At 60.3% G+C, this 22,032-nt stretch carries 16 protein-coding genes; all 16 read right to left on the reverse strand.

The genetic code is table 11. The annotated features are described in order from the left end of the window. Nucleotides 1–14 precede the first annotated feature (14 nt). Nucleotides 15–941: a ketoacyl-ACP synthase III gene (locus J3P76_RS17755; protein ID WP_434701049.1), complete on the reverse strand. Its 927-nt coding sequence runs from the start codon at nucleotides 939–941 to the stop codon at nucleotides 15–17. A 228-nt stretch (nucleotides 942–1,169) separates the two neighbouring features. Continuing rightward, the gene (locus tag J3P76_RS17760; RefSeq protein ID WP_434701050.1) at nucleotides 1,170–4,103 is read right to left on the reverse strand and encodes a TIGR00180 family glycosyltransferase; all 2,934 of its coding nucleotides are present in this window, start codon (nucleotides 4,101–4,103) and stop codon (nucleotides 1,170–1,172) included. 51 nt (nucleotides 4,104–4,154) lie between these two features. Then, nucleotides 4,155–4,892 (reverse strand): cephalosporin hydroxylase family protein, encoded by a 738-nt coding sequence (locus tag J3P76_RS17765; RefSeq protein WP_434701051.1) that lies wholly within the window; start codon nucleotides 4,890–4,892, stop codon nucleotides 4,155–4,157. Nucleotides 4,893–4,908: 16 nt separating this feature from the next. Further along, the gene (locus J3P76_RS17770; RefSeq protein ID WP_434610254.1) at nucleotides 4,909–5,979 is read right to left on the reverse strand and encodes a class I SAM-dependent methyltransferase; all 1,071 of its coding nucleotides are present in this window, start codon (nucleotides 5,977–5,979) and stop codon (nucleotides 4,909–4,911) included. Continuing rightward, nucleotides 5,969–6,826 carry an NAD-dependent epimerase/dehydratase family protein gene (locus J3P76_RS17775; protein ID WP_434675177.1) on the reverse strand — a complete coding sequence of 286 codons (858 nt, stop codon included), beginning with the start codon at nucleotides 6,824–6,826 and terminating at the stop codon, nucleotides 5,969–5,971. Before J3P76_RS17775 ends, J3P76_RS17770 begins: the two co-directional genes overlap by 11 nt. After that, on the reverse strand, nucleotides 6,823–8,049 hold the full coding sequence (locus J3P76_RS17780) for a methyltransferase domain-containing protein (RefSeq protein ID WP_434701052.1): 1,227 nt from the start codon (nucleotides 8,047–8,049) through the stop codon (nucleotides 6,823–6,825). Before J3P76_RS17780 ends, J3P76_RS17775 begins: the two co-directional genes overlap by 4 nt. After that, entirely contained in the window at nucleotides 8,046–8,606 is a 561-nt protein-coding gene (gene rfbC / locus J3P76_RS17785; protein WP_434562972.1) for a dTDP-4-dehydrorhamnose 3,5-epimerase, read from the reverse strand. Before rfbC ends, J3P76_RS17780 begins: the two co-directional genes overlap by 4 nt. Continuing rightward, on the reverse strand, nucleotides 8,603–9,685 hold the full coding sequence (rfbG, locus tag J3P76_RS17790) for a CDP-glucose 4,6-dehydratase (protein ID WP_434610249.1): 1,083 nt from the start codon (nucleotides 9,683–9,685) through the stop codon (nucleotides 8,603–8,605). Before rfbG ends, rfbC begins: the two co-directional genes overlap by 4 nt. Beyond that, nucleotides 9,667–10,440: a glucose-1-phosphate cytidylyltransferase gene (gene rfbF / locus J3P76_RS17795; RefSeq protein WP_420767398.1), complete on the reverse strand. Its 774-nt coding sequence runs from the start codon at nucleotides 10,438–10,440 to the stop codon at nucleotides 9,667–9,669. The genes rfbG and rfbF overlap by 19 nt, the downstream gene beginning before the upstream one ends. 264 nt (nucleotides 10,441–10,704) lie before the next feature. Next, nucleotides 10,705–14,274 carry a glycosyltransferase gene (locus J3P76_RS17800; RefSeq protein WP_434701053.1) on the reverse strand — a complete coding sequence of 1,190 codons (3,570 nt, stop codon included), beginning with the start codon at nucleotides 14,272–14,274 and terminating at the stop codon, nucleotides 10,705–10,707. 94 nt (nucleotides 14,275–14,368) lie between these two features. Beyond that, on the reverse strand, nucleotides 14,369–15,934 hold the full coding sequence (locus J3P76_RS17805; RefSeq protein ID WP_434701054.1) for a flagellar hook-associated protein 3: 1,566 nt from the start codon (nucleotides 15,932–15,934) through the stop codon (nucleotides 14,369–14,371). Between the two features lie 13 nt (nucleotides 15,935–15,947). After that, complete coding sequence (flgK, locus tag J3P76_RS17810) at nucleotides 15,948–18,014, reverse strand: flagellar hook-associated protein FlgK (protein ID WP_434701055.1); 2,067 nt, start codon at nucleotides 18,012–18,014, stop codon at nucleotides 15,948–15,950. Between the two features lie 10 nt (nucleotides 18,015–18,024). Next, nucleotides 18,025–19,323 (reverse strand): flagellar assembly peptidoglycan hydrolase FlgJ, encoded by a 1,299-nt coding sequence (gene flgJ, locus J3P76_RS17815; protein ID WP_420767430.1) that lies wholly within the window; start codon nucleotides 19,321–19,323, stop codon nucleotides 18,025–18,027. Between the two features lie 14 nt (nucleotides 19,324–19,337). Next, nucleotides 19,338–20,408, reverse strand: a complete 1,071-nt coding sequence (locus J3P76_RS17820) for a flagellar basal body P-ring protein FlgI (protein WP_170847652.1) — start codon at nucleotides 20,406–20,408, stop codon at nucleotides 19,338–19,340. A 45-nt stretch (nucleotides 20,409–20,453) separates the two neighbouring features. After that, nucleotides 20,454–21,149, reverse strand: a complete 696-nt coding sequence (gene flgH / locus J3P76_RS17825; protein ID WP_420767402.1) for a flagellar basal body L-ring protein FlgH — start codon at nucleotides 21,147–21,149, stop codon at nucleotides 20,454–20,456. A gap of 72 nt (nucleotides 21,150–21,221) precedes the next feature. Further along, nucleotides 21,222–22,007 carry a flagellar basal-body rod protein FlgG gene (gene flgG, locus J3P76_RS17830; RefSeq protein ID WP_186610404.1) on the reverse strand — a complete coding sequence of 262 codons (786 nt, stop codon included), beginning with the start codon at nucleotides 22,005–22,007 and terminating at the stop codon, nucleotides 21,222–21,224. Nucleotides 22,008–22,032: the final 25 nt, after the last annotated feature.

Genomic DNA, 22,032 nt, shown 5'->3' on the forward strand with positions numbered 1-22,032 from the left:
TGGGTTTTAGGCGCTCAAGGGCGATAGATGATCGCCGAGCCCCATGACAAGCCCACGCCAAAGCCACTCAACGCCACTCGCTTCCAGTCGGAATCGATCACGTGCTTCTCCAGCAAGAGCGGAATACTCGACGACACTGTGTTGCCGGTCTCGACCATGTCCTTGATGAACTTCTCCGGCTCGCCTTCGAAACGCCGCGCCACGGCATCGACGATTGCGGCGCTGCCTTGATGAATGCAGAACGCATCGATGTCACTGGGTTGCAGATCGGAATCGGCGAGCAACTCATGCAAATGTGCCGGCACCTTGAGCAAAGCGAAGTTGAACACCTGGCGGCCGTTCATGAAGAATACGCCGTCGCTGACCTTCAGGTGCGGCGCACCGGAGCCGTCGGTGCCGAACTTTGCCTTGCCCAGTTGCCACGGCGCATCCTCGCCCATCCACGTCGCCGTGGCGGCATCACCGAACAGCATCGTGGTGTTGCGATCTTCCGGGTCGACGATTTTCGAGTATGGGTCGGCGGTTACCAACAGGCCATTCTTCAGGCCAGCGGCTTCCATGAAGCCCTTGATGGCGTAGATGCCATAGACATAACCCGAGCAACCCAGGGATATATCGAACGCCGCTACGCTGGTGGGCAGGCCGAGCTTGTCCTGAACGATAGCCGCCGTGTGGGGCAAGCCTTCTTCATCGCCGTTCTGGGTGACGACGATCAGCACGTCAATGGATTCGCGCTTCAGATCGGGATTATTGGCAAACAGCGCATTGGCCGCTTCGACGCACAGATCCGAGGTTTCCTGGCCGTCATCCTTGCGTGGCAAGAAGGCGGAACCGATCTTGCCGAGGATGAACTCTTCATCCTTTTCAAATTTTGCACCTTGTGCGTAATTGTCCACGCCGGCTACAGGAACGTAGCTCGCAATGCTTTTTATGCCAATCATTACGGCTTCCCAATCAAAAACAGCCCAATACCACCGCTCGCAAGGAATCGAGGGGCGCCGACAAACGGGAAGTGTAAAGGGCTATCACCGGTCCTGATAAGGGCCAGGCGCCATCTTCCCGGTCAATACAATACAGTGAAGATGCGCGTTATGACTCGCAGGTCACGCTAAATTGCCGAATAAGCCCTTTTTGCGAGGGCTTATACGACAATGGAAGGAGGCATCGGGCTATGCCAGCAACCGCGCCCAGTCGACAGCCGTGGCGGTACCCAGCGCAAAACCTTTGTCCGTCAAGGCCAGGTTCGGGTTACGGACCGCGTCGTGTTCGAAACGCGCCTGCCACTTTTTGCATAGGGCATCGAGTGCCTCCGGCGCATCGGGGACCGTACCGGCGTGCAGCATCTGCGCCTGGGGTGTCCAGACCGTGAGATAGCCTGCGTCAGCTACTTTCAGACAAAGGTCGACGTCGGCAAAGGCCTCGGCGAAATGTTCTTCGTCCAGGCCGCCTACGGCTTCGAACAAATCCTTACGAATCATCAGGCAAACGCCGGACACCGCAGAGTAGTTCTGTTCCGCCTGATGGCCATTGAGATAACCCTTGGCGTCCTTGCGTTCGCCAACGAACACCGAGGCCACCTGGCCATCGGGCTTGAGCACCAGGCCAGCCTGAGTGGTGATGCCGCGAACATCCATCTGTTTGCTGCCGACGATCCCCACTTCCGGTCGCTGGGCCTGGTTGAGCAAGCTGTCGAGCCAGTTGGCGTTGATCACTTGCACCTCGGCCGACAACAGCACCAGGTATTCACCCTTGGCCTGGGCGCCCGCCCAATTGTACAGAGCCGACGCACTCAAGCGCCGATCGCTGCGCAGGATACGGATCCGATCGCCTTTGCCTTCCAGGCTGTCGAGCCACTGGGCCATTGCTTCGGACTGGCTATGATTATCTGCGATCAGGATTTCATGGCGATGATAACGGGTGCGCTGCAGCACGCTCACCAGCGCCTGTTGAATCTGTTCGAAGTTGTCCCGGCTTTCGAGAATGATCGATACCAACGGCCGCTCGGCATGCTGGTAGTCGATTTGATAGGTCAGCGGTTGCGCCGAGGTGACCTGGGCGCGATAACCCCGGGCCGCCAAGTGGCGCGTCAGTACTTGACGCTCCTGGGCATTTTCCTCTTGCGCCGGGGCATTGCAGATCAGCAACGGCTCGGACAGATGCGCCAGGCCGGCAAGCCCCGCCTCTTCGATCAGACGCAACAACACGTCCAACTCCAACGCCTGGGTGTATTCAGGCGTAAAACCGCGTGTCTGTACCAGCACGTCACGACGAATCAGCCAATGCCGCGCCATCAGCGAAGGCACCGATTGCAGGAAGTCAAGATTGACGCCAGGACGGAACACATCGACCAGGCTGCCGTCGGCCTTACGCTGGATTTCGTCCATGGCCACGGCACGCACGCCATCGGCGCCGATCAGTTCAAGACTGGCGCGCAGCAGACCGCTTTCGGTGAACTGGTCGCCAGCCTCGGCCAGTACCATCCAGTCGGCGGAGGACTGCCCGATGATCTGGTTGATGCGCTCGACATAATTGCCAGTGCTGACTTTGACGAAGTGCACGGTGTCGCGCACGGTGGTGGTCGCCGGCAGGTCGCCGGTGGTGAAAACCACCACGTTGAACGCCTTGCTATGACCGTTGACCAGGCTGTCGAAGGTCGCCTGCAGCTTGAACATGTCAGCGTCCAGGTCCAGCAACAAGATGCCGAACCGCGGGCCGCCTTGATGCTCGGCCAGGTGCGCCGCGATGGACTTGAGCTGCTGCGCATCTGGATTACGCGCCTCAAGCCAATTCAACAAACGGCCGGAATGCATGTTTTCCAGTAACCGGCGCTCTTGCTGACCCGGCACCGAGTCCAGGCGCTCGGCCCAGGCCTGAAGTTTCACTGCCTCATCAGGCTCATCGCTGCTTTTCAACGACTCGGCTAGGCGCTTGATCACGGTGCGGTTGAACGCGTACAGGCCTTGGGCTTCCCACAGACGGCTGCGTAGGGTGCGCTCGTTATCGTTTGGTTGCACACGCATCAGCTCATGCTGACGCAGCAGAATGCCTTCCAATTGTTGAAGCTGAAGGCGGCCGGCTGGCATGGCATGCAGCAGGAATTCAAAGTGAGTCAGAAGATCGAAGACCCGTTGATTGTAGAAAGGCATTTCAACAAATTGCTGTGGGCCAAACGAACGAACCGGCTCACCACCGGCCTCCAACCAGGCCGAACGGATAATCTGCGTGCCCTTGAGCGAACGCCCTTGCTGCAGGCAGTCGGCCATGGCCGCAAAACTGTCCAGGGCAATCTGCTTGATGCGTTCCGGAGCCTGCTCGCTGAGCTGGGTCGGCACCGATGCCAGGAACTCGGCGAACTGCTCACGCTCGGCGACGCTTTTGGCGTCTTTGTAACTCAACACCGTCAGGACGTTGGTGTTGTGTTCGGAACCGCCGTAGTTGAGTTCGCGCACGGCGAACGGAATCGGCAGGATCCGCGCCTTGGCACAAGCCAGCAAGTAAAAGGTATGGCCGATCTCCTGCCACTCGAAACTGGTGCCAGGCGGCAACATGCCGTACCACTGTTGCAGCAAGTCAGTGCGGGTCACGGCGTAGAACGGCGGCAGGAATTGATCCATGAAACGGATCACACGGTCCTCGGCCAGTTCGCTGTCGTAGTCCTCATGCACCTTGCGGTCACGGCGGAAGTAGCAGACTTCTGTTGCGCAGGACAAATACATGATGCCGTAGCCGTGGCAAAGGCCGTAGTCGGGGTTGGCTTCGAGAAACTCAACCGATTCGGTCAAGGCATCATGCAGCAGGAAATCGTCGTCGGCGGCGAACACCATATAAGGCGTTTTGACCTGGTTGACACCGTAGGTCAATTTTTCCTGAAGCCCTTTGTAGGTGAACTGAGGCAAGTGGCGGTAATCGACCGACGGAAAATCCTCGGCGATCCGATCATCGCGCTCCACCGACGAGTCCAATACCAGTACCGAACACGGATAGCTGCTGTAGTAATGCAATGTGCGGCGCAGAAATGCGCTGCGGTTGTGGGAGATGACTACCACGGTGAACCGCTCGCTCAGCGGTGCCACGTTGTTTTGAAGCATATTTCGAACCTGCATATTTCCTAGTCCCCACAACCTGCCAGACGCCAATGACTTGAAACGGATGGATTAACGAACCCGACGCAGATAACCATCCGGCGCAACGGTGATCAGCAGCTTGTTCTGCAGTTGCTGGTCGATTTCGAAGCTGTCGTTTTCTTCGAGGTATTTCCACACAGCGGTTTTCGGGTTGTCGCCCGGGCCCCATGGGCGATCCGGGAAGAAGTCCGCCGGCATGTCTTCCACCACCGTGTCCATCACCACGCAGTAGCTGCCCACCGAAACCAGCGGCGCGTACAGGCGCAGCTCTTCGAGCACGTGGTCATGGGTGTGGTTGGAATCAAGTACCAGGATGACTTTCTTGCCTTTGGCCGCTGCATGCACCTGCTCGGCAATGGCCGGATCGATGCTCGAACCTTCGATCATCGAGATGCGCTTGCTCATCGGATGGCTCTCGATGGCTTCGCGATTGTGCGGGCGGATATCCAGGTCGATGCCCAATACTTTGCCGTGGCCTTGCAACTCCAGCAACGAAGCGTAATAGATGATCGAACCGCCGTGGGCGATACCGCATTCGATGATCAGGTCAGGCTTGATCTGCCAGATCAGTTCCTGCATGGCCATCATGTCCTGCGGCAGTTGGATGATTGGCCGGCCCATCCATGAAAAATGGTAGCTGTACTTGTGGCGGGCCGACTCGTTGAAAAACTCCTTGGCCAAGCCGACGAGTTTCTGATCTTGGCCTTGCCCGGCGATTTCGGTCTGGCATTGGGCTTCGAAAGCTGTATGGATAGTGTTGTCAGTCATTTTTCGAATCTCGCGGTTATTGGAACGAAGCGCTGTCAACGGCGTGGTAGACGTAGCGCCCACCGGTCATCCGCTTGATCTCTTCGAGGTAATTGGAATTCATTACGAACAGGTTGGCGCCTTCGGGCAATGCATTCATGGCTTCTTGCGGCGAAGACACCCGGGCGCCCGACAGCGGCAGATATCGCCCCTGCTTGGCCGGGTTGATATCCACCACGCAGTCCACCGCTACACCGGCTCGTTGCAGGAATAGCGAGTAGATCACCCCTTTGGAGGATGCCCCCCAGATCGCCGAGCCTTGTTGCGGCGCGGCCTGAACGATCTGCACGGCGCGACTGAGGCTGGCGGTGAATTCGTCTGGCATTTGCAAGGCTGGAACGGGTTGCTCCGGCTCCAGGCGCAACGTGGCCAGATCGGCAACGATGTACAGGTACTGACCGCCGAACAGGTGCCCGGCCTCATGCACCGTGCCAAACATCCGGCGCAGGTCATCGAGGCGGAAATAGTTCACGTGCTCATAGAACAGGTCGAACCAGGCACGATGCTCCAGGATCCAGTCCAGGCACGGCACTTCAATGTAAATCTGTCCGCCCTGGTTGGCCGCTGAGATTTCTGCAAGGAAAGCCACCGGATCCTGAATATGCTCCAGCACGTGACGTAGCACGACCGCGTCGGCCGACAGGCCCAGATCGCGAGTGAACGGCGCCTTGATCACGTCGGCGTTGTCGCCCTCATAGGCAGGGTCGATACCCGTGATCGCATAACCACGTTCCTTGAGCAGTTCCAGGAAATAGCCTTTGCCGCAACCGACCTCGATCAAGTCCTGACCGCTGAAATGCCTGGCGATGATGCCTTCCACGTCAGCGAGATGCCTCTGGAACTGACCGGAGTGGGCCTGTTCATTCTGGTAGTCGCTGTCATAGCTGAGCTTGTCCGCATCGAACGCTTGGTTGAAAACCAACCCGCTCACGTCGTCCTGAACCAACACCATGTCGGCACTCGCCGAGGCTCTGGCCGACTGCTCATCGGCGAAGGTACGGTTCTGCAGAACCGGAAGGCCGGCGGCCCGGTACAGCTCACGCGTCATGTTCGGCTCCCAACAAGGTTTGCAAACGTTCGGCCACGCCCCAGAACGCCATGGGTTCGTGGGTCGGATAGGGATAATGGCCCAAGTTCAGGCGAATGGCCGCGCCACGCTCGCGCAGGCGTGCTTCTACCAGTGCGCGAACCGACACCGGTTCGCCACTTGAGCAATTGACGACACCATTGAATTCGCGCCGCGACAGCAGACCCGCCATATAAGCACTCGCTGTTTCGATGGCCAGGTAATCGCGCAACTGCTCGCCACCCGACATATCGAATACCGGCGCTTGGGCATCGATGGCCCGGTCCAGCGCCGCGAGCAGGCTGTTGGGGTTCTGACCGATGCCGTGCAAATAGAACAAGCGTACCCACTGCAACGTAAACGAATGCTCGCGTTGCAGGTGTTCAAGAAACAGGCGCAAGGTATTTTTTGCCAAGCCGTAAGGGTTGGACGGTTGTGGCGCAGTCTTCTCGTCAAGCGGCCCGCTCTGCAGGCCATATTCAAAACAGGTACCCGTGACCAGCACCTGTCCCACCCCCGCCACGACTACCTGTTTGATGAACTGATAATCGGCCATCAGGTTATGTTCGAAATGAAGAAGGGCCTGGTAATTCGGCAATCCCGGCCACGCCAGGTGCGCCAAGGCATCGACACCCTTGACCAATGCAGCGACGTCCAGCTCATTGGAATGGACATCGGCCGCGACGAATTCAACACTGTCGAACCAGGGCAGCGCCTCGGCCGGCTCGACCCGACGCGCAACGGCCCGAACCTGGCAACCACGCGCGAGCAGAGCTTCGACGAGATGTCGACCCACAAATCCGGTTGCCCCCGTCACCAACACCTTCATAGGAGCGTCAACTCAGGTACGGCGACTACAAATCGGCCACCCCACCCACGCACCTCTTCCAACTGCTGGCTGACTTCGCTCAGCAGGTTCCAAGGCAGGACGAGAATGTAATCAGGCTTCTCGGCAGCAATACGCTCAGGCGCCACTATGGGAATGCGACTGCCCGGCAAGTATTTACCTTGTTTGTGTGGATTGGCATCGGCTACCCATGCCAGCAGGTCGGGCCTGACCCCCGCATAATTCAGCAATGTATTGCCCTTGGCCGCTGCGCCGTAGCCCACCACACGCTTGCCGTCGGCCTTGGCCTGCAACAGGAAACGCAGCAAGCCATGCTTGATCGCTTCGGCAGCCGGCGCCAGGGTGGCGTAGTACGCGGCGGTCTTCACGCCAGCCTCCTGTTCGGCCTGCAATTGTTGCTGCACCGAGGGCTGGATCGAACGCCGCACTCCGTCGGCACGCTGGACGAAGACTCGCAACGAACCGCCATGGGTCGACAACCGGCTGACATCGAATACTTCCAGCCCGTTGCGCTCGCACAGGGTTTGCACGGAGGTCAGCGACAAGTAGGAAAAATGCTCGTGGTACAGCGTGTCGAATTGCTGCCCGGCCATCAATGTCAGCAGTTGCGGAAACTCGAACGTGGCGACGCCGGTTGGCTTGAGCAGTGTGGCGAAGCCGGCGAGGAAATCATTGATGTCCGGCACGTGGGCCAATACGTTGTTGGCCGCCATCAAATCCGCTGCCCAGCCTTCGCTGTTCAATTGCATGGCCGTTTCGCGACCAAAGAACAACTCGCGGATCACCAGGCCTTTGGCACGAGCCGCCTCGGCGGTGCTGCGCGTCGGCTCGACGCCCAGGCAGGGAATACTGCGCTTGGCCACGTACTGCAACAGGTAGCCATCGTTGGCGGCAATTTCCACCACGCGACTGTCAGCACTCAGTTCGAAGCGCTCGGCCATCTCGGCAACATAGCGCTCGGCGTGGGCCAGCCAGGTGCTGGAGAACGAACTGAAATAGGCGTACTCAGCGTCAAACAATGTGTCCGCGCGGGTGTAGTCCTCGGTCTGCACCAACCAGCATTGCTGGCACACCGCGACCTTGAGCGGCATCCACTGCTCGGCCTGATCCAGTTGGTCGGCCCGCACATAAGCGTTGGATGGCGGCGAAGTACCAAGATCGATCAAAGGCAAAGCCAGGGCAGTTCCGCAACCTCGGCAGTTCATAGACGCACTCCAGCGAAACGCTCGTCGAGCAAGGGATGGTTGCTGTCCCGGCTCGACAGATTATTGACAGGCAGCGGCCAGGCAATCGCCAGCCGCGGATCATTCACCGACAGGCCGCCCTCGTGCTCGGGAGCGTAGTCGGCACTGTGCAAGTAAAGCAGCTCGGCGTCTTCGGTCAGGGTCTGGAACCCATGGGCAAACCCGGCCGGGATCAACAGGCTGCGGCCATCGCCAGCCTTCAAGTGCTCGGCATGCCAATGCAAAAACGTCTCGGAATCGGGACGCAGATCCACTGCTACATCCCAGACTTCGCCACGCAGGCAGGTGATCAGCTTGGCTTCCGGCTGCGCCGCGTTCTGATAATGCAACCCACGCACGCTACCGCGCTCACGAGTGCAGGAATGGTTGATCTGGCGGATATGAAATGGCTGGCCAAATGCGCTCAGGCTACCTTCGCAGAACAGCCGGGCGAAATGCCCGCGCTGGTCTTCGAAGCGTTTGTGCTGAACGCTGAACAGACCGGCCAGCGGCAACGCCATCAAGGAAAACTCGCTCACAACGCCCCTCGATACAGGTTCAGTTGGCCGAGGCTGACTTGACGCATATCATCGCCGTCCTGCCATGCCAAGTGCCAATCCAGGGTCTGGGCCAGGCATTGTTGCAACGACCAGCGCGGCTGCCAGCCAAGCAGCTGCCGGGCGCGACTGCTGTCCAGGCGCAACAGGCCGGCCTCATGTAAGTCGCTCGGCTCGATGCGCAGGCCGGGCGCTTGCGGCCAGCGCTCGGCCAACAGCTGGACGACCTCGCCGACGCTGCACATGTCGGTTTCACCCGGGCCGAAGTTCCAGGCACCGGCGAACTCTGGTCCCTGCTGATAAAGGCACTCAGCCAATAATAGGTATCCGGCCAACGGTTCCAGGGCGTGCTGCCACGGACGAACGGCCTGTGGATAACGCAGCGTCACCGGCTCGTCTGCCGACCAGGCTTTAAGCACGTCGGGAATCAGGCGCTCGGGAGCGAAATCACCGCCGCCCAGCACATTGCCGGCCCGCGCCGTGGCCAGAGCAAGGCCATGCTCGGCATAGCGCTCAGCCGAAAAGAATGAGGCGGCATAAGACTGCGCCAGCAATTCGCAGCAGGCCTTGCTGCTGCTATAAGGATCGTGACCGCCCAAAGGCTCGTTTTCCCGGTAGGGCCATAACCATTCCTGGTTGGCGTAGACCTTGTCGGTGGTAACCAGTACACATGCCTTGACGCCACCCACCTGGCGAACCGCTTCCAGCAGGTTGAGAGTGCCCATGACGTTGCTGGAATACGTGCCCAATGGGTCCCGGTAACCTTCGCGCACCAGCGGCTGAGCGGCGAGGTGCAGGACGATCTCCGGCTGCACGTCGGCCAGCAGTTCCAGCAAGGCGCCGAGGTCGCGCAAGTCACCGCGCCGGTCATCGATGCCCTCGCTCACGCGGGCCAACTCGAACAGGTTCGGCTGGGTGGCGGGGTCGAGGGAAAAACCACTGACCTTGGCCCCGAGGCTTTGCAGCCACAGCGTCAGCCAACTGCCCTTGAAGCCGGTATGGCCTGTGACCAGTACGCGCTTGCCACGCCAGAACTCAGGGTTCAAGACCATTGCTTCCATGGGGCCTCGCCGCTTTGCCACAGGGCTTCGAGGTGGTTCTTGTCCCGCAAGGTGTCCATCGGATGCCAGAAACCGTCGTGCTGGAAAGCGTTGAGTTGCTCCTGCGCTGCCAGCGTCGCCAGCGGTTCGGCCTCCCATGAGGTCTGATCGTCAGCGATATAAGGCAACACCTTGGGCGAAAGCACGAAGAATCCGCCATTGATCCAACCGCCATCGCCTCGCGGTTTTTCGGTAAACCCGAGGACAGAATCGCCGTTGCGCTCCAGCGCACCGTAACGTCCAGGCGGCTGGACGGCTGTCACCGTGGCAAGCTTGCCGTGGGACAAATGAAAATCCACCAGCGCGCCAATATTGAGATCCGACACACCGTCGCCATAGGTGAAGCAGAACGCCTCTTCATTCTCCAGGTAACGCGCCGCCCGACGCAGTCGCCCACCGGTCATGGTGTCATCGCCAGTGTCGATCAAGGTCACACGCCACGGTTCACTGTAGTTCTGGTGAACGTCCATGCGGTTGTTGCACATGTCGAAGGTAACGTCGGAGGTGTGCAGGAAGTAGTTGGCGAAGAAATCCTTGATGGCATAGCCCTTGTAGCCCAGGCAGATCACGAAGTCGTGGATTCCATGGGCGGAATACTGCTTCATGATGTGCCAAAGAATTGGCTTGCCACCGATCTCGATCATCGGCTTGGGCTTGAGGTGCGACTCCTCGCTGATCCGCGTGCCGAGACCACCTGCCAAGATAACTGCCTTCATCGTCTCCCCTCTTGTTCATCACCGGGCTCGACCAAGCGTTGTTTCGCTTTGCGGACGCGGGGATTACACCTTCAATGCCGATTTGGGCGCTGCGAAAGGCCGCGAGCGCTCGTTTTATGGCGATATGAGGGGGGCTTGCAGGAAACGCGCCAGCTCTGTTGGGGCGGTTTCAGGGGAAGGAAGGCGAAAAGACGACCGTATGCGGCCTTTATGGCGAGGGAGCCAGCTCCCTCTCCACGAGTGTCAACGCTGCACAGGCAACGTTCAATCCGGCAACCACCCCCACAACCAATGCTGCAGGTTCTTGCCGCTGAGCATGTAGTCCCGCAGCACCGCTTCGCGCAGTTCGTCACCCATGCGGTAACTCGCGTCCGGATCGGCCAGGTGCATGCGGATCGCTTCAACCCACTCCTCGGTGCTGTTGCTGCGCACTTTGGTGCAGGGCAGAAAACCGTCGTAGGCCTTGGTGTCGGTGCAGATGACCGGGTAGCCACAGGCACCGTATTCCAGCAAGCGCAGGTTGCTTTTGCAGTCGTTGAAAATGTGGAACTCCAGGGGAGCCAGCGCCAAGTCGAGATTCAGGCTGGCCAGCTTGAATGGGTAGGTGTTCAAGCCGACCGAGCTGTGGAACTCATGAATATACGGACGCAGTGCATCCGGGCACATACCGAAGAACACCCATTCCACTTCGTTTGCCAACTCGCGAACCACGTCCGCAATGATTTCCAGATCACCGCTGTGGCTGGTTCCTCCCCCCCAACCTACCCGAGGCTTGGAGGACGTGCCGCGCCGGCTGGTCAGCTTCGCCCACGGCTCAGGTGGCAACATGTTAGGCACGATACGAATTTCATTGTGCATGCTGGACAAGGCATCAGCGAGCGAAGGTGTCGTCACCACCACACGATCACACAGCCCGATTCCTTCGCGCAGCATCTGTTCGATATTGGCCGGCTTGTTGCGCGCATGCGTGTTTTTCTTGGGTGCCTGGATGACGTAATCGTCGAGTTCGAAAATCCGCAAGGCACCGGAGTATTTTTTCATTCTGAGAATATCGCCGGCGGCCCCTTCGCTGTAGCGCCCCTGCAATACGATCGTATCCGGCGACAGGCGCTCAATCTCGACGGTAGGAGGCGACTCGTAGGCGACCCGAGCGATTACCCGCCCGGCGGCCTCCAATTCGGCCAACGGGGCCGTGACGCGATAATGCCCAACCGCGGTGGCGTTGACCGGCAAGCCAAGTATCAATGGCAGGGCGCGGCGGCAGAACGGGTTCCAATTGTTGCGCAGCGAAGGTTCCAGGCTGAAGCTGGACGCCCCGAGGCTCAGCGCAGGGTTGTAGCCTGGATCCTGGGCGATCTGCGGCAGCCATTTGCGATAGAAGATTTCGCGCTCGCGCTCCACCAACGTGGTTTCTTCAGGCTGGACAGCGGTCGACGGCAGGTCGACTTTCATGACCGTGGCGTAGGGCGTCCAGACAACCAGGTAGCCAATTTTTCCTGCGCGCAGGCACAGATCGACATCGCTGAGGCCGAAGGTTAAGGACGCATCCAGGCAGCCGAGTTCATCGAATACCTGCTTGCGCACCATCAAGCAATCGCTGCTTACCGAACTCCAGTTCTGCGTCGTATGCAAACGCTGCATGTAGCCGCGCGAAGCCGCGGATTCACCGTAGAACGGCGTGCCCACCGGCCCAGCCAACCCAAGAACTTGCCCGCCGCCGACAACCGTGCCTTGAGGACTGAGTATTCTCGCACCGACCACCGCTACCTCAGGACGCTGGGCATGATTGACCATCTCGTCCAACCAGTCATTTTCACAAATGACCGTTTGCGGACTGAGCAACAGCAAATAGTCGCCCCGGGCCTGACCTGCAGCAAAATTGCGCACCGCTGCATCGCTGTCATCACCGGCGTATCGCAATACGCGCAACATGCTCGCACCCAACTGCGACATGTTATCCAGCCAGTCGAGCATTGCCGGGTCCCGGACGCCGCTGTCAACAATCAGAATTTCATAATGGGTGTAGGCCGTACGTTCGATCAGGCTCTCGGCGCAACGCTGCAAGGCGGCGAGCGAGTCACCGGTACGCATGATGATCGATACCAGCGGGCGCTCGCCGTGTCGGTAGCTGATGCGGTTGATCAACGGCAAGGTGTCCGGGGAAATCTCATGATCGATGCCGATACGCTCCAGATGCGCGCCAACCAACCGGGCGTTGCCCTCGATCACCTCGGGCAGCGACAACCATTGGGCGAAGCTCAGGACCGACTCAACCTGGATTTCCGCGATGTGTTCGATGGTCTGAGGGCCAGCCTCTTCCACCAGGCGCCAGAGCAGATCGTGGGGCGCCAGTTCACCGTGATCCGGTTCAAAACCACCGAGGGCCATGAATCGTTCACGCTCGAAAGCCAAGGTCCGACCGACATAGGGATAGGCGCGCATCAGGTCCAGGTTGAAATCCGGCTTGAACACTGGCTCGAAGGACTCGCCGTCCACCAAAGCGCCTTCATCGCTGTAGACGCAAAGGATGCCCGGCCTCCCGGCAACGCGCTCGGCCAGGATCAACAACGCTGAATCGCGCAGCACGTCGCCCGCGCGCAGCACGTAGAACCAATGGGCGCCTTCCAGCTGTGGAACGATGGCATTAAGCTGACTCGGCCAATCCGCCTGGTAAGGCAACTGCAGAACCCGTTCATCCGCTTCGCAAGGAGCATCGGAAAGCACCACTACGGCCTGGGCTGAATACAGCTGGCCCTTGATGCTGCGTAGCGTCGCCTCAAGCGACTCCGCATCGCCGAGCGCGTCGATGACCAAAGGCACGATGTTCGGCCGAAACGGCCAACTATCGATGCGCGCGGGCATGACGCGTCGTTCTACCTCACTGAACCGGCGGACGGCCAGCCATTCCCGATAGAAGTCGGCATAACTATCGCTTTGCGCCCCGACTCGACCATTCACGACGGTATTGCGGTTGCCCAATACGCGGGTTACGCAGAGCTCCTGCCAGGCGTGAGGTTCATCGGTGATCTTGTCCAGATCAATGCAGCGCACCCAACCAGAAGCCGGCGCCGCTTCACCGCTGCGCGCGACAAGCATCTGCGCCAGCCATTCCCACTCTGTCTTTGCTGCCTTGAGCATTTCCGGGGTCTTGCTCAAACGCTCCGGGTAGAGGCGCTCGATACTCAACACGGTATTCAAGGCAATCAGATTGCCGCGCCGCATCAGGCAAACAAACAAGGCGAAGTCGAGCACCGCGACAAAACCGGCACCGTCCTGGATCAACGCAGGCAACAATTCCAGCACATCGGCGCGGCGCATCAGGGTGGAACTGAAATTGCCGATGAAGTTGGTTGGCGTGCTCTCGAAAATTGCCAGCATGTCGTCGCCTTTGAGCAAGGCGTCATTTGGCGAGAAGCGGCAGTTATCCACCCGGGGCGGCAAGATGAAGTTGCCTGCGTCGCACAACAGCCGCAGCGCGAACACCACGCTCACGTCAGCATGATCCATCAACGCCTGGGCCTGCATCGCAACGCTCGGTGCGAATAGACGATCGTCATCGCACAAGACCTTGATGAACTCGCCCTGCGCCTCATCGACACAACGCAACAGATTGCCCGGCAGTCCTAGCCGTTGAGGATTTTTCAGATAGCGGACCGGATGGGCCGGCTGTTTGAATGACGCGACTATGTTGCGAATCTCATCGTCAGGCGAATCGTCGCAAACGATGATTTCAACGTTTTCGTAGGTCTGGGCCAACGCACTGAGCAGTGCCTGGTCAAAGAACCGAGGGTTGTATGCGGGGATGACGATGCTGACGAGGGGAAGTGACTTCACGGTTTAAACTCTCGAGCGGCGGGCCCCGGCCTTTTCAGGCCGGAGCCCCGGAACCGCTTAAAAAAAGACGGTTGGCGGCTCGGTCGATACCGGCTCAGATCTTGTTGAACAGACCCAACTGGGCGATCTTGCTGAACGCCAGTTGCGAGGCTTGCAGCATGGTCTGTTGCAATGTCAGGCGGGTTAATACCTCGGCCGAATCGGAGTCACGGATCGACGATTGGGTCTGTTTATTGGCCAGCATCAAGCTCTGGTTGGTGTCGCTCTGGGTGTCCAGAGCGGCACCACGACCACCCACGGAACTCAGGGCGCTGGACAATTGATCGGTGCCGCTTGCCAGGTTGCCGATGCCGGACGCCAGCGAAGCCTGCAGTTTCTGCAACGCTATCGGATCGTTGTTGGTCGGTGTGTTCAACGCGGTTTTCAGCTGATTCACGGTGTCCAGGATGTTCTGGGTTTCGTGGGTGTTGACCGCGATGCTGAACTGATCGTCTGCGGCTGGCGTGCCGTCCAGAGTGAAGCTCACGCCCGAAGCGGTGGCTACGTTACCGGCCAGGGTGCCGCTGGACACGGGTTGGCTGTTAGCGGTCAGCGGCGCTGCGTAAAGATCGAAATCGGTGGCGCTGGTGAACTTCAACACGGCCGCCCCCGTAGGGAAACTGGCGTGGTAGGCCACCGGATCGGTGATTTCGCTGCCGGCGACTTGCACCGCGGTCGGGTTGCCAGGACTGCGCATCGGAACAAAGGTGTCCGGCTTGGCAGCCAGGGTGAAGGTATGGCCTGGCAACACCGTGCCAGGGACATCGCCCGTTTGCAGATTGATGTTCAGGGTCAGCTCCACACCACGGAACTGGACCGCCTGCCCGCTCTTGCTGTTAGGGTCGAACGCGCCGCCCTGGCTCGCTTCGGCGGTCACGTCATTGCCGAGCGAGTCGGTGATTCTCAGTTGCGTGCCGCTGGTGAACTCCACGGTGTACGGCTCGCCGCTGCGGAACTTACTGTTATAGCTAACGCTGGAGGAAACCTGGCCGTCGGACAAGACCACGCGCCCGTCATCCACCGGCGGCGCGGTCCGAGTGACCTGGCTGCGGCTGGTGTTGACGGCTTGCTGGAACACCTCCCAGCCGGTGCTGTTGGTGGCCATCGACATGGTGTCACCGACCGGCAGGTCGAGCGTCACCTGGTCGCCGTTGTAGCTGTAGCTACCATCGGTGTTGCGGGTGAACGGGACGGTGTCACCCTTGGAACCGGAGAAGATGTACTTTCCGTTTTCGTCCTTGCTGTTCATCAGGCTCAGCAACTGTTCTTCGATCTGCGCCAGCTCCGAAGCGTTGGCCTGACGGTCAGCGTCGGTGTAACCGGCGTTACCGGCACCGACAGCCAGTTCCTTGGCGCGCTGCAGCACGTTGCCGATGCTGGTCATCACCGCTTCGGTGGTACCCAGGGTGGCCTTGATGGTGTTGGCGTTGGTTTCGTACTGGGCCAGCATCGAAGCCTGGGTACCCAATTGCAGCAGACGCGAAGCGCCCACCGGATCATCGGCGGCGGTGTTCACGCGCACCAGGCTGCTGGCCTCTTCGCTGGTCTTGACCACGTTGGCGAAGTTCTTCTGGTAGTTCGCAGCCGTGCTTTCGTAAAACTGAGAAGTAGAAATGCGCATGGGCTACGGCTCCTTAAAGACTGTTGATCAATGTGCTGAAGATTTCCTGCGCAGCCTTGATGATCTGCGAAGACGCGGTGTAGTACTGCTGGAACTTGACCAGGTTGCCGGTCTCTTCATCCAGGTCGACGCCCGATAGCGAGTCGCGGGCATTCTTGGCGTTGTCCAGGATCGCGCCGGTGGCGGCGCTGTCCAGCTTGCCTTGGGCGGCCCTGGCACCGACGCCTTCCACCAGTTTGCCGTAGGCATCGTTCAAGGAAATGCCCTTGCTGGCCGAACCGGTATCCACGGTTTTGGCGGTCTGCAAGCCAGCGAGCACGGTACCGTTACGGTTATCAAGGCTACCAGGCTGACTGAGGCTTATATCGATGCCGGCACCGTCGGAAGGCGCGCCGGCGATGGACATATCGAACGTGACGGTACGCTGCACCGGCGGTACGGACGAATCCATGATCGGGGCGCCGGTGGCGTCCTTGAGCGGAACGCTCAGGCTCAGGGTGTTGCTCTGACCGGGTTTGATGGTGCCACTGCTGATCACGCCGCCCTTGGCATCGAGCAACTGATAAGCCTGGCTGGTGCCACCGGCCGACGTCGCCCCGAACACCACTTTGACCGGCATCGAATTCTTGATGCCGTTCTGGATGATGCTGGTAGTGGCTTCGTCGTAGATGTCCAGCTTGGTGGTCATGGTCGGCTGGCCGCTGGCCGGAATGGTCAGCGTGCCGCTGCCGCCCGGCGTGATGGCGGCGCCCAGCGGCGCAGCGATCGCCAGCCGCTTGGAGTCGGTCATCTCGGTCTTGATGCTGCCCGCGGCGTTGCGGGTCGGGGTGATCTTGAACGAGTCACCGACGGCCGCGGTGCCGTTGGCGAAGGTCAGCGAGAAACCATCGACCACCGGTGCCGGCGTGGTCGCGGTGTTGAACGCACCCATCGGCGTGTTATCGGGCAGACGCTGGACGGTGTAGTCGGTGGCGCTGGTGAAGGTGATCTTGTAGTCGTTGGTCGTCAGCTTGCCCGTGTCTTCGATCGACACGTTGAAGTTGCCGGACCCGGCGCTGTTGCCCAGCGAGGCAACGCTGCGCTGGCTCATCTGGGCTGCACTGTTGATGCTGCTGAACAGGTTGGAACCGAATGCGCCGTTCTTGTCGATACCCGAGGCCTGGATGCTGTTCATCTGGTCGGCGACGACCAGCGCCACACGGCCCAGCTCGTTCATGGCCGGGTCGAGGACGGTGCTGCGGTAGCGCATCAGGCCACCGATTTCACCGCCGGTCATCACCTGGGTGATGTCCATGACGCTGGAGCCGCTGTTGAGCTGGATGCCAATGCGACCGGGGTCGTTCTTGTCCGGCACCGCTTCCAGTTTATTGGTGATATTGCCCATGACCAGTGGCTGGCCGGATCCCAGGTAGATGTCCAGGCTGCTGCCGTTCTCCACGACCTGAGTGCCGGTGAAGGTGGACAGCTGGCGAATGGTCTCGCTGCGTGCATCGAGCAGGTCGTTCGGCGCGCCGCCGGCGTTGGAGACTTCGGCGATTTTCTTGTTCAACTGGGCGACGGTGGTGGCCAGGCTGTTGATCTGCTCGACCATGTTCGACAGGTTGCCGTTGATGTTCTCGCTCTGCGCCGTCAACTGGCTGGCTACCGAATTGAAACGGTTGCTCAAGGCCTGTGCATCGCTGAGCAGCAACTGGCGAGAGGCGTCGTCGCCCGGCTTGGCGTTGACGTTCTGCACCGAGGCGAAGAACTTGGTCAGCGCGCCGTTGAGGCCAGTGCCGCTGTCCGACAGCAGGGAATCAAGCGGTGTGATCTGCCCCTGGTAGGCCGCCGCATCGCTGTTGAGCGAGGTGGTGGTCTTCAGTTGTGCTTCAAGATAGGAGTTGTAGACCCGGCGTACGTCCGCCAGGGTCGTGCCGGAGCCGATGAACACGTTGCCGTACTGGTTCGACGCCTTGGTGGTCTGCACGGTCTGCTGACGCGAATACCCTGCGGTATCGACGTTGGCGATGTTGTTACCCGTGGTCACCAGTGCGGTCTGGCTTGCGGACAGACCCGACATCCCGATATTGAGCAAACTCATGGTTCAGACCTTATAAAGTCGTGGTGGCACCAGCCGAAGCGTAGTTTTGGTAACTCGTCATCTGCCGGGCTATGTTCGAAATCTTGCTGGCGTAGTTCGGGTCGGTGGCGTAACCGGCCTTCTGCAACTCGCGTACAAACTGTTCCGGGTTATCGGCCGACTTCAGCACAGCTTGATAGCGACTGTTGCTTTGCAGCAGATTGACCAGGTCATGGAAACTGTCACGGTACGAGGCGTAGGAACGGAACTCGGCCGTCTCCTTGACCATCTCGCCATTGCGGAATTCGCTGGTGATCGCCCGCGCCGAATCGCCCTTCCAGTTCGCGCTGGCCTTGATGCCGAACAGGTTGTGGCTGCTGCTGCCATCGGGCTGGCGCATCACCGATTTGCCCCAACCGGTTTCGAGAGCAGCCTGGGCCACCAGGTAACGAGGGTCGACGCCGATACGGTCCGCTGCTTCCTTGGCCATTGGCAGCATGGCGTTGACGAATTCATCGGCATCGCGGAAGGCCTTGCGCGCCGGCGCCAACGGTGGCTGGGCCACGGCGCGGCCATAGACTTGCATGTCGCCTTTGGGCTCGGCAGCCTTGAGCGCGGCCAGCCAGTCACCGTTGGCCAGCTCACCGGAAGCCGGCTTGACGGCGGCAATGGCGCGATCAGGCAAGACGTTCTGCGCCATGGCTTCAGGCTTGACCGATGCCGAAGGCACCAACCCCGCGAGCAAGCGGTCGGCGAGTTTCGGTGGCAGGGCCAGGCGGCGCTGGTTGATCAATTCCATGTCGTTACGGTGAATGCCCTCGGCACCTTGCGGCGCGCTCACGGCCCGCGACGCCCAGAGTGGGCGCTGGCCGTTGCTGCGCGACAACGGCCCGTCGGGCAGCGTTCCGGCCGCCACAGGCGTGGGTACTGGCGCCTTGGCCTTGTCCAGCGCCTCTTGCTGCTTGGCGGCCGATAAGGTGGCCGCCTCGCCCGAGGCCAGCGGTTTGTTCTTCGACATCTGGCGCAGCAGCACGTCAGCCAGGCCGATACCGCCGCCCTCGCGGGACATGGAAACGGCCAACTGCTGGTCGTACATCTCCTGGTATTGCTTGGCTTCCGGCGTGTTCATCGGATTGTCCTTGCCCAGGGCCTCGGTGGCCGAACGCATGGACTTGAGCATTTCGCCGAGGAACAGCGACTCGAACTCCTGCGCCACTTTGCGCAGGTTGCCTTCGCTGTTCTTGTCGCCGACCTTGAGCTGATTGAGGCGATTGAGGTCCGAATAGGACGCTGAATCCCCACTGATCAAGGCGCCTTTGCGCATATCCACCATGACCGCTTTCCTTAAATCACGATCAGGTCGGCTTGCAACGCGCCGGCCTGCTTCAAGGCTTCGAGAATCGCCATCAGGTCGCCCGGTGCCGCGCCGACCTGGTTCACCGCCCGGACGATTTCATCCAGGGTCGTGCCCGGGCCGAACTTGAACATCGGCTTGGCTTCCTGCTCGGCATTGACCCGCGAACGCGGGACCACGGCGGTCTGGCCGTTGGACAATGGGCCCGGCTGGCTGACGATCGGGTCTTCGGTGATGGTCACGGTCAGGCTGCCGTGGGTCACGGCGGCTGGCGAAACCTTGACGTTCTGGCCAATCACGATGGTGCCGGTGCGCGAGTTGATGATGACTTTCGCCACCGCCTGGCCCGGGTCGACTTCGAGGTTTTCCAGGATCGACAGGTAGTCGACCCGCTGGCTCGGATCCAGTGGCGCGGTGACGCGGATCGAACCGCCGTCGATGGCCTGGGCCACGCCTGGGCCGAGCATGTCATTGATCTTGTCGACGATGCGCTTGGCCGTGGTGAAGTCGGAACGATTGAGGTTCAGCGTCAGGCTGTTGCCCTGGTTGAAACCGCTCGGCACCGCACGTTCTACCGACGCGCCGCCAGGGATGCGCCCGGCCGACGGAACGTTGACGGTGATCTTCGAACCGTCGCGCCCTTCGGCATCGAAACCGCCCACCACCAGGTTGCCCTGGGCGATGGCGTAGACGTTGCCGTCGATACCCTTGAGCGGGGTCAGCAACAAGGTGCCGCCGCGCAAGCTCTTGGAGTTACCGATGGACGAAACGGTGATGTCCACCTGCTGGCCGGGCTTGGCGAAGGCCGGCAGATCGGCACTGACCGACACCGCCGCTACGTTTTTCAACTGCACGTTGCCGGAGCCCGCCGGCACCTTGATGCCGAACTGCGACAGCATGTTGTTGAAGGTCTGCAGGGTGAACGGTGTCTGTGTGGTCTGGTCACCGGTGCCATTGAGGCCAACGACCAGGCCGTAGCCGATCAACTGGTTGGAACGCACGCCGGAAATACTGGCGATGTCCTTCAGGCGCTCGGCTTGAGCGCTGAAGGCTGCCGACATCACCAGGGCACCGAACAACAGCTGTTTAAGATTCAACTTGATCACCTAGAAAGGGAACTTCGGGCTGAGGAAGAAGCGGTCGAACCAACCTGGCTGACTCGCATCGGCAAAGGCACCAGTGCCCGAATAGGTGATGCGCGCATCGGCCACGCGAGTGGACGAAACGGTGTTATCGGTGGCGATGTCATCGGCCCGAACCATGCCGGCGATGCGTACCAGTTCGTCACCGGTGTTGAGCGTCAGCCACTTTTCACCCCGTACGACGATGATGCCGTTGGGCAGGACGTCGGCCACCGTCACGGTGATCGAACCGGTCAGGCTGTTGCTCTGTCCCGACTTGCTGTCGCCCTTGGTGGCACGGTCGGCGCCATAGCCGGCGTTGAGGCTGAGATCGTTGCTGCCGATCGGATTGTTGGTGGTCAGGCCCGAGCCGAACAGCGATGTCAGGCCGACGCTGGTCTCGCTGGTCTTGTCGATCTGCGAGTTGGCGTTCTTGCTGGCCTGGGTCCGCTCGTTCAGGGTGATGGTGATGATGTCACCGACCCGGAAAGCCTTGCGATCGCTGTACAGGTTCTGCTCGAAACCGGCCTGGTAGATCGAACCGTTATTGGCCGCCGCCGGCAACGGTGTGCGCGGCAACACCGGAGCGTAATACGGGTCATTGGGCCTTGGCGTTGGCGCGACACAGCCCGCCAATGCGGTGATCCCACTCAATGCCAGAACAGATACGAAGCGATTCATGACCCTACCTCTTGGTGTTGCAGGCGACCCTGGAGCCGCCCTGTCTACGTGATGACGAATGTTGCGACGCGATTACAGGTTCTGCGTGACGAACGAGAGCATCTGGTCGGCGGTGGAGATCACTTTGGAGTTCATCTCGTAGGCGCGCTGGGTGGTGATCATGTTGACCATCTCCTCAACGGTGCTCACGTTCGACGTTTCCAGGGTGTTCTGCAGCGTGGTGCCGAAGCCGTTCAGGCCAGGCGTGCCGACTTGTGGCGCGCCGCTGGCAGCGGTTTCCATGAACAGGTTGTTACCCACCGCTTGCAGGCCGGCCGGGTTAATGAAATCGGCGGTCTGCAGGTTGCCGATCACCTGGGAGGCCGGGTTGCCCGCCACGGTGATGGACACGGTGCCGTCGCGGCCCACGGTGAAGGTCTGGGCATCGTTCGGGATGATGATGGCCGGTTCCAGGGCGAAACCACTGGCGTTGACGATCTGGCCATTGGAATCGAGGTGGAAGGTACCGTCACGAGTGTAGGACGTGGTGCCGTCCGGCTGCAGGATCTGGAAGAAACCGCGACCGTCGATGGCCATGTCCAGCGGCTGCTCGGTGGTCTGCAGGCTGCCGGCGTTGAAGTTTTTCTGGGTGCCGACGATGCGCACACCGGTACCCACTTGCAGGCCCGACGGCAATTCGCTGTCCTGGGTCGACTGGGCGCCAGGCTGGCGTTTTACCTGGTACAGCAGGTCCTGGAACTCGGCGCGATCACGTTTGAAACCCGTGGTCGAGACGTTCGCCAGGTTGTTGGAAATGGTGGACAGGTTTGTGTCCTGGGCGGACAGACCTGTTTTGGCAACCCAAAGAGCCGGAAGCATTCGATTCTCCTCTCACGCCTGTTTT

The organism is Pseudomonas sp. D1-36 (assembly GCF_051132205.1).
Taxonomy (GTDB): Bacteria; Pseudomonadota; Gammaproteobacteria; order Pseudomonadales; family Pseudomonadaceae; genus Aquipseudomonas.